General features: G+C 71.1%; 11 protein-coding genes. All 11 read left to right on the top strand.

Annotated features, from left to right (window positions below; translation table 11 throughout):
* Nucleotides 1-1,337 precede the first annotated feature (1,337 nt).
* The 11 genes from ACQPXD_RS45075 to ACQPXD_RS45025 all read left to right on the top strand — a co-directional run bounded on the left by ACQPXD_RS45075 (nt 1,338) and on the right by ACQPXD_RS45025 (nt 13,021).
* Entirely contained in the window at nt 1,338-2,732 is a 1,395-nt protein-coding gene (locus ACQPXD_RS45075) for an FtsW/RodA/SpoVE family cell cycle protein (protein WP_432829381.1), read from the top strand.
* Nucleotides 2,732-3,838 carry an undecaprenyldiphospho-muramoylpentapeptide beta-N-acetylglucosaminyltransferase gene (gene murG / locus ACQPXD_RS45070; RefSeq protein ID WP_432829379.1) on the top strand — a complete coding sequence of 369 codons (1,107 nt, stop codon included), beginning with the start codon at nt 2,732-2,734 and terminating at the stop codon, nt 3,836-3,838. Before ACQPXD_RS45075 ends, murG begins: the two co-directional genes overlap by 1 nt.
* Nucleotides 3,835-5,280: a UDP-N-acetylmuramate--L-alanine ligase gene (gene murC, locus ACQPXD_RS45065; RefSeq protein WP_432829377.1), complete on the top strand. Its 1,446-nt coding sequence runs from the start codon at nt 3,835-3,837 to the stop codon at nt 5,278-5,280. Before murG ends, murC begins: the two co-directional genes overlap by 4 nt.
* Before the next feature lie 13 nt (nt 5,281-5,293).
* Nucleotides 5,294-6,052: a cell division protein FtsQ/DivIB gene (locus ACQPXD_RS45060; protein WP_432829375.1), complete on the top strand. Its 759-nt coding sequence runs from the start codon at nt 5,294-5,296 to the stop codon at nt 6,050-6,052.
* A gap of 328 nt (nt 6,053-6,380) precedes the next feature.
* Nucleotides 6,381-7,490, top strand: coding sequence for a cell division protein FtsZ (ftsZ, locus tag ACQPXD_RS45055; protein ID WP_432829373.1), 1,110 nt, complete (start codon nt 6,381-6,383; stop codon nt 7,488-7,490).
* Between the two features lie 70 nt (nt 7,491-7,560).
* Entirely contained in the window at nt 7,561-8,268 is a 708-nt protein-coding gene (locus ACQPXD_RS45050) for a YggS family pyridoxal phosphate-dependent enzyme (RefSeq protein WP_432829371.1), read from the top strand.
* A 124-nt stretch (nt 8,269-8,392) separates the two neighbouring features.
* Nucleotides 8,393-9,106: a cell division protein SepF gene (gene sepF, locus ACQPXD_RS45045; protein WP_432829369.1), complete on the top strand. Its 714-nt coding sequence runs from the start codon at nt 8,393-8,395 to the stop codon at nt 9,104-9,106.
* Between the two features lie 18 nt (nt 9,107-9,124).
* A complete protein-coding gene (locus ACQPXD_RS45040) occupies nt 9,125-9,430 on the top strand; it encodes a YggT family protein (protein WP_432829367.1) in 306 nt (101 codons plus the stop codon).
* Between the two features lie 49 nt (nt 9,431-9,479).
* Entirely contained in the window at nt 9,480-10,277 is a 798-nt protein-coding gene (locus ACQPXD_RS45035) for a DivIVA domain-containing protein (RefSeq protein ID WP_432829365.1), read from the top strand.
* 394 nt (nt 10,278-10,671) lie between these two features.
* Entirely contained in the window at nt 10,672-11,424 is a 753-nt protein-coding gene (locus ACQPXD_RS45030; protein ID WP_432829363.1) for a hypothetical protein, read from the top strand.
* A 136-nt stretch (nt 11,425-11,560) separates the two neighbouring features.
* Nucleotides 11,561-13,021 (top strand): recombinase family protein, encoded by a 1,461-nt coding sequence (locus ACQPXD_RS45025; protein ID WP_432829362.1) that lies wholly within the window; start codon nt 11,561-11,563, stop codon nt 13,019-13,021.
* Nucleotides 13,022-13,044: the final 23 nt, after the last annotated feature.

Raw genomic sequence — 13,044 nt, 5'->3', positions numbered from 1 at the left:
GGGGTTCCGCCCCGGAACCCCCACCCGCAAGCCCCGGCGCGCCCGGGCCGCGGGCGCTAGGGACAGCGCCCGCGGCGCCGCAGGCGCGAGAGGGGACCGTGACCAGGACGTCAGGGGCGCGGAGCGCGACAGAGAGTGGTAGCGGAGCGGCCATGGGGGGGCTGGGGTGGGAACCCCCCAGGGTTAGCGCCGCGACGGAGTCGCGCGTGGCTAGCTTCCGCCCGCAACCAAATGCGCCGGAGGCGCAGCAAGAAACCCCAGCCACCGCGCCGGAGGCGCGACCAGGGGCAGCGCCCACCGCGCCGGAGGCGCGAGAGGGGACCGTGACCAGGACGTCAGGGGCGCGGAGCGCGGCAGAGAGTGGCCGCGCAGCGGCCATGGGGGGTCTGGGGTGGGAACCCCCCCAGGTGTAGCGCCGCGACGGAGTCGCGCGTGGCTAGCTTCCGGCCGCAACCAAATGCGCCGAAGGCGCAACAAGAAACCCCAACCACCGCGCCGGAGGCGCGACAGGGAGCAGCGCCCACTGCGCCGCAGGCGCGACAAGAGGCCGCAACCACTGCGCCGCAGGCGCCATAAGGGGCCGCAACCACCGGCGCCGAAGGCGCCAGAAGGGGCAGCGCCCGTTGTGCCGGAGGCGCGACAGGCGCCGGCGCCCGGCCGGACGTATGTCTCCGTGATCATGCTGCCCGTCATGGCCGCACCACGGGTTTGCCATGATCCCGGAGACTTTCGGTACACGGGTGTACATGGACACTCCGTGATCACGAAAAACCGATGGTGTCGGTGCCGGGTACAGCATGATCGCGGAGACTTCTTGCCGCTGCGCCGCGCAGCGCGGCGTGCAGCACCGGCCGTGTGGGATGGCTCACGCTCGCCGTGGGCGCCTGGACGCGCAGACCCAGGCACACACTCGCCGACGGGCACGGCCGCGCCGATGGTCCCGATTCGCGGGCGGCGCAGGCCGGCCGGGAGAGGCCATAAGGGGCCGCAACCGCTGCGCCGGAGGCGCCAGAAGGGGCAGCGCCCGCTGCGCCAGAGGCGCAACAAGCAACAGCGCGCACTGCGCCGCAGGCGCGATAGGGGACCGTAACCAGGACGTCAGGGGCGCGGAGCGCGGCAGAGAGTGGCCGCGCAGCGGCCATGGGGGGTCTGGGGTGGGAACCCCCCCCAGGTGTAGCGCCGCGACGGAGTCGCGCGTGGCTAGCTTCCGGCCGCAACCAAATGCGCCGAAGGCGCAGCAAAAAACCCCAACCACCGCGCCGCCAGCCCAGAAACAGCCAGGCAAGAACAGCGCGTCGTAGGCGGCCAGCCTGCGGGTAGCGGGAATGATGGGCGTCATGATGAGGAGCGATGGGGAGGAGGTTGCCGGCAGCGGCTGGGTCGGCAACTTCGTCGGCACGCTGCGGGGGCTGCTCGATCGTCCGCTCGCCTCGTACTACCTGCTGCTGTCCAGCGTCGGGCTGCTCGTGTTCATCGGTCTGGTCATGGTCTTCTCCGTGACCAGCGTCGGCAGCTACGCCACCACAGGTAGCCCGTTCACCCAGATCGCCAAGCAGACCGCCTCCGCCGTGGTCGGGCTGATCGTGTTCTGGGTGTGCCAGCGGCTGCCGGTGCGCACGTTCCGGGCCGTGGCGATCCCGCTGCTGCTGTCGGCGTTCACGCTCATGTGCTTCGTCGACCTGATGGGCTGGCTGGCGGCCCGGCGCGCCACCGGTGACGAGGTCACGTCGATCCACCTCGGGCCGATCTGGGTCGAGGACCTGTGGCTGCATGTGGGGAGCCTGCAGGTGCAGCCGGCCGAGCTGGCCAAGTTCGCGCTGGTGATCTGGGGGGCCGACCTGTTGGTGCGCAAAGGGCGCACCATCCTCGCCTGGCGGGAGCTGCTCACGCCGCTGTTCCCGGTCACGATCACGCTGCTGCTGCTGGTCGGCTACAACGACCTCGGGTCGGCCATCTGCATGATTGTGCTGTTCACCGGGCTGCTCTGGGCGGCCGGGGCGCGGCTCGCGGTCTTCGGCTGGCTCGGCGCGTTCTTCGTCAGCGGCATCGTCGCACTCATCCTGTTCCCGCCCGGCAAAGACTACCGGCTGGACCGGCTCAAGGTGTTCTTCGACCCGAGCATCGACCCTGAGGCGAAGGCCGGGCGGTACCAGTACCTGCGCGGGCTGTGGGCGGTCGCCGACGGCGGCTGGTTCGGCGTCGGGCTGGGGCAGGGGCAGCTCAAGTGGGGCCGGCTGCCCAACGCGCACAACGACTTCATCTTCGCCATCGTCGCCGAGGAGCTCGGCGTGGTCGGCTGCATGGTGGTGCTGCTGCTCTTCGGCATGCTGACGTACACCGGTCTGCGCATCGCCCGCCGGGTCGAGGATCCGTTCCGCCGGCTGGTGGCCGCGTCGATCACGATCTGGTTCGTCGGCCAGGCGATCATCAACATCGGCGGGGTCGTCGGGTTGATCCCGATCACCGGCCTGCCGTTGCCGTTCATCTCCGACGGCGGCAGCGCGCTCGTCGTCGCGCTGGGCGCGGCCGGCATCCTCACCTCGTCCGCCCGTGCCGAGCCCGACTGCGCCCGAGCCATGCACGCCCGTCCGCCGCGCAAGTGGGTGCGACTACTCTGGGCGCCGTTGCCGCCGCTCCCGCGCGTCCGCGCGGAGGGCGACGGCGCCGACCCCTCGACACGCACGACGGGCCGGCCCACCATGACCGGGCCGTCCCGCGGAAGGAGCACCTGATGGCAGCGCTGCGCTCGGTGGTGCTGGCCGGCGGAGGCACCGGCGGGCACATCTACCCGCTGCTCGCCTTCGCCGACTGCCTGCGCAGGCACGACCCCGGCGTCCGCATCACCTGCATCGGGTCGCCGAGCGGGATGGAGAACGACCTCATCCCGCAGCGCGGCTACGACCTGCGGCACGTCCCGGCGTACCAACTGCCCCGCTCGGTCAACATGAACCTGGTCCGCACCCCGGACCGGATGTGGAAGGCGGCGCGGGCCACCCGGGCGATCCTCGACGAGGTCGACGCCGACGTGGTGGTGGGCTTCGGCGGCTACGTGTCGGTGCCGGCCTACCTGGCCGCCTGGCGGCGCAAGACGCCGACCGTGATCCACGAGGTCAACGTGCCGATCGGCGTGGCCAACAAGATGGGCATGCGCTTCACCAAGCACCTCGTGCTCGGCTTCCCGCACCAGCGGGAGCAGATGCCGGCCGTGGCGGACGCCGAGGTGGTCGGCGTGCCGCTGCGGCAGAGCATCGCCAGGCTGGACCGGGCGGCGTTGCGGGCCGAGGCGCGGGCCCGCTTCGGGCTCGACCAGAACCTGCCGACGCTGTTCGTGTTCGGCGCGTCCTCGGGCGCCCGGTCGATCAACCAGGCGGTGGCCGGCGCGGCGAAGCAGATCACCGCGGCCGGGGTACAGGTGCTGCACATCATCGGGGCGCGCAACGAGGACTTCGAGGTCCCGGCCGGCCTCGCCGCGCCGTACGTGCGGATCAAGTTCCTCTCCGAGATGGAGCTCGGCTACGCCGCCGGCGACCTGGCCCTGTGCCGGGGTGGCGCGATGACCTGTGCCGAGACGGCGGCCATCGGGATGCCGGCGGTTTACGTCCCGCTGCCGTGGGGCAACGGCGAGCAGCGGCGCAACGCGCTGCCGGTGGTCGAGGCCGGCGGCGGGCTGATCGTCGAGGACGGCGACCTGTCGCCCGAGCTGATCGTCCAGACCGTGGTGCCGCTGGTGCGCGACGGCGCCCGGCTCGCCGCGATGAGCCGCGCGGCCGCCGGCTACGGCCGCCGCGACGGCGACGAGGCCCTGCGTCGGTACGTACTGAAGGTGGTCGGGGGATGAGCGAGCAGACTCTAACGGCGGAGGACCTGGGCAAGGTCCACCTGGTCGGCGTCGGCGGGGTCGGCATGAGCGGGCTGGCCCGCCTGCTGCTGACCCGCGGCATCCCGGTGTCGGGCAGCGAACTGAAGGAGTGGCCCCAGCTGACCGCCCTCAAGGCGCTCGGCGGGACGATCTACCGCACCCACGAGCCGTCCAACCTCGACGGGGTCGACACGGTGGTGTATTCCACCGCGATCCCGAAGGACCACATCGAGCTCGTCACCGCGCGCGAGCGGGGCCTGCGGCTGCTGCACCGCTCCGAGGCGCTGGCCGCGACGATGAACGGGCGGCGGGCGGTCGCGGTCGCCGGTACCCACGGCAAGACCACGACCACGTCGATGATCACGCTGATCCTCCAGCACGCCGGGCTCGACCCGTCCTTCGTCATCGGCGGCGAGATCTCCGCGATCGGCTCCAGCGCCCACCACGGCAGCGGGGACCTCTTCGTGGCCGAGGCCGACGAGAGCGACCGGTCCTTCCTGCTGTACACCCCGCACGTCGCCGTCGTCACGAACATCGACGCCGACCACCTCAACACCTACGGTGACCTGCAGGGCCTGGAGGACGCGTTCGTCGAGTTCTGCGCCCGGGTGGAGCCGGGCGGGTTCGTGGTGACCTGCGCCGACGACGCCGGGGCGATGCGCATGGCGGTGCGCGCCCGGGCCGCCGGCGCCGACATCGTCACCTACGGCACGGCGCCGGACGCCGACCTGCGCATCAGCGAGGTCCGCTCGTCGGTCAACGGCGTGCGCTACGTGGCCCACCACGACGGAGTGCCGCTCGGTGAGGTGTTCCTGCCGGTGCCCGGCGCCCATCTGGGGCTCAACTCGGCCGGCGCGATCCTCGCCGCGCTGCGGCTGGGTGTGCCGGCCGAGACCGCGATCGAGTCGCTGGCCACGTTCCCCGGGGTGCGCCGCCGCTTCGAGTTCAAGGGCGCCGAGGCGGGCGTGCGGGTCTACGACGAGTACGCCTACCACCCGGTGCCGATCGCCATGGCCCTGCGCACGCTGCGCGAGGTCGCCGGCGAGGGACGGCTGATCGTGGTCTTCCAGCCGTACCGGGTGTACCGCACCCGCGACTTCCAGGCCGAGATCGCGGCCGGGCTGTCGCTCGCCGACGAGGCGATCATCATGGAGGTCTTCGGCCCCGGCGAGGTGCGCGAGCCGGGGGAGGGCGGTGTGGCCCTCACCGCCGCGGTCGACCTGCCCGAGGACCGCAAGGTGTTCGTGCCGTCCTGGGAGGACGTGCCCGGCGAGGTCGCCGCCCGGGTCCGCGAGGGCGACGTGGTGGTCACCATGGGCGCGCCGCCGGTCTCGCTGATGGGCGACGAGCTGCTCGCCGCGCTCAAGGGCGACCCGGAGGCGGCCGGCTACGTGGGCCGCCACTCGCGGTCCGAGGACTGAGGGCTGATCCCGGTTGACCCAGACGCGCGGCTGGCGGCTCGTCCTGGCCCCTCGCGGCGCGCCGCAGTCGGTGCGGCGCTTCGCCCGGCGGGCCAGGCGGCACCGCCTCCGCGCGGCACTGCCCTGGCTGGTGGCGCTGGGCGTGGCCGCGCTGCTCGGCGGGGTGGCGGCGATCGTTTACCTGACCCCGGCGCTGGGCGTCGAGCGGATTGAGGTCACCGGCGCGTCCGTTTTGGATCCAGAGGTGGTACGTCGAACCGCCGCCGTCCGCCCCGGCACCCCGCTGCCCAGGCTGAACCTGGGCGCGGTCGAGCGGCGGGTCCGCGACCTCAAGCCGGTGAAGGCGGCGACCGTCGCCGCCCGCTACCCGCACACCCTGGCCATCACGGTGCAGGAGCGCACGGCGGTCGCGGTGGTGCCCAGGGTCCGCGGCTACACCCTGCTCGACGCCGACGGCGTGGCGTTCCTGGCGGTGGACGCCGCCCCGCCCGGCCTGCCGCAGGTCCGCATCGCCCAGCCCGAGCCCGGCGACGCCACCACCATGGGCGCGCTGACCGTGCTGGCCGCGTTGCCGCCGGTGATCCGCTCGCAGCTGGTGACGCTGGTCGCCGAGTCGCCGACCCGGATCCGGCTCGAGCTGACCGGCAATCGGCTGGTCGTGTGGGGGGACGCGACGCAGAACCCGGCGAAGGTCCGGGTGCTGGAGCTGACCCGGATCGAGCCGGGCCACACCCTGGACGTCAGCGCCCCCGGCGTGGTCGTGGAGAAGTAGCCGGCCCGGCCGTCACACGCGGTACCCCGGCCGCGTTAAGGAAATCGTCGGCGGCGCGGTGGGCGAATGGCCGACACGCCGGGCGTGGTCCTTGGATCACGACAGTCAGGCCCTTACCTTGCGATAAGGCATTAGTTGACATAACTATAAGCCTCTAGTAAAGGGTGAGGGTTTGCGGGACCCCCATCCGGTGCGTTCGCATTGGCGGACGCCGCCCGTCGCGGGGTCGGGCTCGGGACAGGTTCCCATCGGGGAACCGGACCGGGATTCGCATCGACGACCCCGGACAGGATCGGCGCTCGCCAACCTCGAAAGGAAAGGTGGTCCGATGACACATCCGCACAACTATCTCGCGGTCATCAAGGTCGTCGGCATCGGCGGCGGCGGTGTCAACGCCGTCAATCGCATGATCGAGGTTGGCCTGAAGGGCGTCGAGTTCATCGCGATCAACACCGACGCCCAGGCCCTCCTGATGAGCGACGCCGACGTCAAGCTCGACGTCGGCCGGGAACTGACCCGCGGGCTCGGTGCGGGCGCCAATCCCGATGTCGGCAAGAATGCGGCCGAGGACCACCGCGACGAGATCGAAGAGGTGCTCAAGGGCGCCGACATGGTCTTCGTCACCTGCGGCGAGGGTGGCGGCACCGGCACCGGCGGCGCTCCCGTCGTGGCCAACATCGCGCGGAAGCTCGGCGCGCTGACCATCGGCGTGGTCACCCGGCCGTTCTCGTTCGAAGGCAAGCGCCGGCAGGTGCAGGCCGAGGCGGGCATCGAGGAGCTGCGCAACCAGTGCGACACGCTCATCGTGATCCCCAACGACCGCCTGCTGGCCCTCGGCGATCGCGGCATCAGCATGATGGACGCGTTCCGCCAGGCCGACCAGGTCCTGCTCTCCGGTGTTCAGGGCATCACCGACCTGATCACCACGCCGGGCCTCATCAACCTCGACTTCGCCGACGTCAAGAGCGTCATGAGCGGCGCGGGCAGCGCGCTCATGGGCATCGGCAGCGCCCGCGGCGACAACCGCGCGGTCGAGGCCGCCGAGTCGGCGATCTCCAGCCCCCTGCTGGAGCAGAGCATGGACGGGGCGCGCGGCGTGCTGCTGTCCATCGCGGGCGGGTCCGACCTGGGCCTGTTCGAGATCAACGACGCGGCGCAGCTGGTCACCGACGCCGCGCACCCGGACGCCAACATCATCTTCGGCGCGGTCATCGACGACGCGCTCGGCGACGAGGTTCGCGTCACGGTCATCGCGGCGGGCTTCGACGGCGGCGCCCCGGCGTACCGCCCGGTCGAGGCACGGGCCCCGCGCACGCAGCACGGGCAGCACAGCCAGCCCAAGGAGCCCGCTCCCCAGGAGCGTCAGGCCCCGCCGCCGCCCCGGCGGGTGCTCTTCGACGACGTCGACGTGCCGGACTTCCTGAAGAACGGCGCCTGATCGACTTCTGCTTGAATGGGTGGGTCGCAATCGCGGCTCACCCGTTCGGCATTTTCGGAGGTCTTTCCCGGTGGACCCGCGCACGGCGCAGATCGCGGCCAATCTCGCGGCGGTCCGGGAGCGGATCGCGGCCGCCTGCCGCGCCGCCGGCCGGGAGCCGGAGTCGGTCACGCTGGTGGCGATCACCAAGACCTATCCGGCGGACGACGTCGCCCGGCTGGTCGAGCTGGGCGTGCGCGACGTGGGGGAGAACCGCGACCAGGAGGCCGCCCCGAAGGCGGCGGCGGTGCCCGACGTGCGCTGGCACTTCGTCGGGCAGCTGCAGCGCAACAAGGCCCGCTCGGTGGTGACCTACGCCGATGTCGTGCACTCCGTGGACAGCCTGCGCCTGGTCGACGCGCTCACCGACGCCGTGGTCCGATCCGGGCGCGAGACGCCGCTCGGCGCGCTGGTCCAGGTGAGCCTGGACGACGACGAGCGGCGCGGCGGCGCGGTCACCGGCGCCGTGGAGAAGGTCGCCGAGGCGATCGCGGCCAGCCCCGCGCTGCGGCTGCTCGGGGTCATGGCGGTGGCGCCGGTGGACTGGGCGCCCGACGACGCATTCGCCCGCCTGGCGGCGATCTCGGGCCGGATCAAGCAGCGCTTCACCGGGCCGGACGGCACGCCGGACTGGATTTCCGCGGGCATGAGCGGCGACCTGGAATCCGCGATTCTGCACGGCTCGACACATGTCCGTGTCGGCAGCGCATTGCTCGGAAAACGTACTCCACTGGGGTAGCCTGACCGCGGGAACGGAAAAACTACACGGGTGTGGTTCTGCGCCGGCGGGGCGGTGTCGCACGACGTGATCGGTGGCACCGAACGGGGGGAAGTGCCGCATGGCGGTGGACGGAGGAGCGCGGATGGGTGCTCTGCGCAGGGCGGGCGTCTGGCTCGGTCTCGTCGAGGACGAGGACGATCGCGGTTACGATGATCGTCATTACCGGTACGGCGACGACCTGCTTGACGACGAGGACGACGTCGACGAGGTGCCGGCGCCGCGCACCCGCTCGACCTCGGAGCGGCTTTCCGCTTCGGAGCGCCTCTCGGCGTCGGAGCGGCACTCGGCCTCCGAGCGGTTGTCCGCCTCCGAGCGCCTCTCGGCCTCGGAGCGCCTGTCGGCGTCCGAGCGGCTGTCCGCTTCGGAGCGCCTCTCGGCCGCGGACCGCACCAGCACCGTGCGCTCGATCACGCGCCCGACTTCGTCGATCAGCTACCCGACGCGCGACAATCTCGCCCTCACGCCGGCCGGCTCGGTCCGGGAGCGGCCCCAGGTGGAGGAAGACAGCGACGACCGCCGTTACGCGATCACCACGCTGCACCCCACGACGTATAACGAGGCGCGCACGATCGGTGAGCACTTCCGCGACGGCGTCCCGGTGATCATGAACCTCACCGAAATGGACGAGGCGGACGCCAAGCGATTGGTCGACTTCGCGGCGGGGCTGGTATTCGGCCTGCGTGGTAACTTCGAGCGGGTGACCAACCGAGTCTTCCTGCTCTCTCCGGCAAATGTCCAGGTCACCGCCGAGGACAAAGCTAAGATCGCCGAGGGCGGGTTCTTCAACCAGAGCTGATGCGAGGACTCAACGACCGTGGTGTCCATCACCTTGCAGATCGTGCATCTGCTGCTCTACCTCTTCCTGGTGGCGCTCCTCGCACGCTTCGTGATGGGCTACGTCATGCAGTTCGGACGCCGCTGGCAACCCCGCCGGGGTGCCGCGGCGGCGCTTGAAGTGGTGTGGAGCGTCACCGATCCGCCGCTCAAAGCGTTGAGGCGGGTGATTCGTCCGCTGCGTATTGGTACCGTGGCCGTGGACCTGTCTTCGCTTGTGCTGCTGGTTATCCTGTTCGTGCTGATGTACGTCGTGTTAGGGCGGCTGATCGCGGCGTTCTCGTGACACGCACCGCTCGGCGGCCGCGCGGCCGCAACTGACCCGAGGAGTTTCGATGCCGCTGACCCCGGCCGACGTTCACAACGTCGCCTTCAAGAAGCCCCCAATCGGCAAGCGGGGCTACGACGAGGAGGAGGTCGACGCCTTCCTCGACGAGGTCGAGCGTGAGCTCGCCCGGCTGATCGAAGAGAACAACGAGCTGCGCGCCCAGCTCGAGCGCGGCGGCGGTGCGCCGGCCCGCGTCTCCACCGGCGCCGGCGGCGACCCCCGCCTGGCCGCGGAGCTCGCCGACCTCAAGACGCAGTTCGAGCGCGTCCAGCGGGAGAAGTCGTCCGCGGAGTCGGCCGCGCGCAGCATGCAGCAGGAGCTCGACCAGATCCGCACCGGCGGAGGCGGCGGCGCCGTCTCCGGCGACGGCGAGCAGCAGGCGCTGCGGGTGCTGATGATGGCCCAGCGCACCGCCGACGACCACGTGTCCGACGCCCGCCGCGAGGCCGACAAGCTGCTCTCCGAGGCCCGCACCAAGGCCGAGGAGGTCACCCGCGACGCGCGGGCGAAGGCCGACGCGCTCGAGCGCGACGCCCGCCAGCGCCACCAGGAGGCCATGGGCGGCCTCGACGCGAAGCGCACCGCGCTGCAGAAGCACATCGAGGAGCTCAAGCAGTTCGAGCGCGAGTACCGCACGCGTCTCAAGGCCTACCTGGAGAGCCAGCTGCGCGACCTCACCGGCCGCGAGCAGAGCCTCGAGGCCGAGATGACGCAGCGCGGCGAGAACACGGGCTCCCGCCCGGCGGTCGGCGGCGGCCTGGCCACGGCCGGCCTCGCCGGCGGCTACGAGGGCGCCGGCCGCTGAGAGGCGACAGGCTGGGCTCATCCTGCTCGCAGCCCGTTCCGGGCTGCTCGCCGGGGAGCCTGTGCCTTCTTCGCGCTCGCTTCGCTCGCTCCGCAGTGGGGGCTTCGCCACCCACACCCCCGTGTTGGTGGTTGCGGTGGTCGGGGGCCGCGTAGTGCACCTGGTCCAACCCCCGGTGTCGGTGGCGGTCGGGGCCGCGAGCGCGGCTGGGCTCAGCGGCGGTCTTGGGTGAGGCGTAGTCAATGCGACACGCGGCGCTCCAGTCGAAATTCGGCTGGAGCGTCAGTCGTTTTGGGAGACTTCCGGCAGGTTCGGTCGTTGTACCGGCTGAGAGACACTCGCCCGGAGAGGCTCTGCACTCGACCCGGGACTCGCGCTGCGGAGGGACAGGGCCGTGATCGTCGGAAGCCTGCTGCTGATCGTGGTGGCCGTCGGCCTGCTCGTGCTGGGGCTGCTGCAGGGCTCGGACGCCCTGCTCGTAGCGTCCATCGGGGCGAGCCTGCTGGCCGCGGTGGCGCTCATCGTCGGCGGGCGCCAGGCCGCGGCCGCCCGCACCTCCTCGCGCGCCCGCACCGGGCGCCAGGTGCCCGTGGAGCGGTACGACCCGCTCGCCTCCCACCTCGGCGTCGAGGACCTCGACCTGGGCGGCTCGGGCGAGTTCGCCCGCCCGGCCGAGCGCCAGGCGGTCGGCGCCGGGGCCCGTGCCGGGACCACCTACGGCACCGCCACCGGCACCCGCTCCGCCGCCCGCGCCGAGCCGGCCGACGAGACCGCGATGATCGCGCCGGTGCGCGACGAGCCGGAGCCGCCGGTCACCGTCTCGCAACGCGAGACCGAGGATCGGCGGCACTACGAGGAGTACCCGGCCGACTACGCCGATGATGACGACGATGACGAGTACGACGACGAGGAGCCCGCGGACGAGCCGCCGATCCAGCACTCGTCCGCCGCCGACCTGGCCCGCATCGCCACGCTCGACACCGAGGTCCTGGTGATCGACGGCCGGCCCCGCTACCACGTGCCGAGCTGCCCCCACCTGCTGGGCCGGGAGAGCGAGGGGCTGCCCGCGCACGAGGCGGTGGAGCTGGGCTTCACCCCGTGCAGCGCCTGCAACCCCAACGACGTGCTCCTCGCCGCCCGCCGCTGACGACGCCCTCCCCGCCGCCGCGCCGGCCGTGTTCTTGGCACCGCGGACCTGGCAGGGCCCGGCCGCCCGTTCAGGGCAGGCCGGGCCCGGTGTCTGACGGGAGCAACGGTCGTAGGTTGTTGAGTAGAATACACACATGGGGATTTCACTCGGCGCGGGGTTTGTGCGGGTCAGCACTGGCAGCCAGGACGAGGCATCGCAGATCAAGGTGATTGATGCCGCCGCTGTTGAGCGCGGTGTGACGATCGTGAAGTGGTTCCGGCTGCATGGTTACTCGGCGAGTCATGGGACGCAGGAACCGGCGTTGCGTGAAGTGATCCGGGATATTGAGCGCGGGGACTACAGGACGTTGATGGTCACCGAGTCGTCTCGTCTTGACCGGCGGGAGGATTTGGACGCGCAGGCGGAGATTCTGCTGGAGATCCGGTCGGCGGGTGGGGATGTCGTTTCGATCAGTGAGCCGCAGTTCGGGCGTACCGACTTCGCTGGTCGTATCGTGACGCTGGTGGCGCAGCACGCGAACGCGGAGAAGTCCAGGACGGTGAAGAGTACGACGTATCGCGGGATCATGATGATCCGTGACAATAAGGCGCATCGCGGGCCGTTGCCGGCGTTCTGGACGAGGAGCGGTGTCCGGTACGCCAAGCAGGCGTCGTGTGCCAACCCCGCCGCTGTTGTGGATATTTACGAGCGTGTCGCGAATCTGGAACCGGTGAACAGCGTGGCGCGGGCGTACGACCTGTATCCGACTTCGGTGAAGAGCCTGATCAGGTTCGCTGCGAACCATACCGGTGTGGTGGAGTGCTCCTACACGCACGAGGGCCGGACGGAGACGTGGACCCATGCGGTTGAGCCCGTGGTCGAGTCGGCGTTGTGGTGGCGTGCGAACAAGGTCCTTGAGGCGAACAAGGACGAGAGCCGCGTGAACAAGGGTGGCCGACCTGTGGCCAGTCCAGTCACCTGGATTTCCGGCCTGCTGGACTGTCCCGAGTGTGCGGGGAAACTGCTGGTCCATGCTGGCCTGACCCCGGGGAAGGACGCGCGCACGGGCGAGCCGCGTGCGCAGAAGCCGCGTACCCCGACGCTGCGGTGTGCTGGTCGTGAGCGGCGGCGGCTGGCCTGTGGCAGGTTCAAGGGTGCCGAGGCGCAGCCGGTGATGGACGTGATTGCCGACATGTTCGCCAACGACACGACCGCCATCCTGGCCTTTCAGCGGGTGGCGGGCAACGCTCACGAGCTGGACGAGTTGAACGCCGAGCTCCGCAAGATTCAGGCCCGGTTGTCCGCTACCGAGGACGATGACGAGCTTGACGCGCTGATCGCCCAGCGGAAGGCGATGAAGGCGCGCATCGAGCGGTTCGTGATCGTTCCGGACAGTTTCGACTATGCGCCCACGGGGCAGACGGTTGCTGAGATGTGGCATGCGGGTGATGACACGGTCAAGCGGGGCATGGTCCGTGCGGTCAAGGCGTCGTGGGGCTTGGGTCTGGTGCACCACGGTGGACGGTGGGGGATCGCCATCGGCACGGCGGGCGCGGAGGACCCAGGCATGACCGGGATTGTCGACCTCGGTAACGGGCTGTGTTTCCGGCGGTAGGACCAGCAGCGGTAGAGGCTCAC

Source organism: Dactylosporangium sp. CA-092794, from assembly GCF_050948465.1.
Taxonomy (GTDB): domain Bacteria; phylum Actinomycetota; class Actinomycetes; order Mycobacteriales; family Micromonosporaceae; genus Dactylosporangium.
Note: the sequence above shows the minus strand (reverse complement) of the source record. Positions and strands in the feature narration are given on the sequence as shown.

What these genes read in the sequence shown, in the direction of transcription:
- ACQPXD_RS45025 (WP_432829362.1), top strand. Translation starts at nt 11,561, where the DNA reads ATGGGGATTTCACTCGGCGCGGGGTTTGTGCGGGTCAGCACTGGCAGC.
- ACQPXD_RS45075 (WP_432829381.1), top strand. Translation starts at nt 1,338, where the DNA reads ATGATGAGGAGCGATGGGGAGGAGGTTGCCGGCAGCGGCTGGGTCGGC.
- ACQPXD_RS45035 (WP_432829365.1), top strand. Translation starts at nt 9,480, where the DNA reads ATGCCGCTGACCCCGGCCGACGTTCACAACGTCGCCTTCAAGAAGCCC.
- sepF (WP_432829369.1), top strand. Translation starts at nt 8,393, where the DNA reads ATGGGTGCTCTGCGCAGGGCGGGCGTCTGGCTCGGTCTCGTCGAGGAC.
- murG (WP_432829379.1), top strand. Translation starts at nt 2,732, where the DNA reads ATGGCAGCGCTGCGCTCGGTGGTGCTGGCCGGCGGAGGCACCGGCGGG.
- ftsZ (WP_432829373.1), top strand. Translation starts at nt 6,381, where the DNA reads ATGACACATCCGCACAACTATCTCGCGGTCATCAAGGTCGTCGGCATC.
- murC (WP_432829377.1), top strand. Translation starts at nt 3,835, where the DNA reads ATGAGCGAGCAGACTCTAACGGCGGAGGACCTGGGCAAGGTCCACCTG.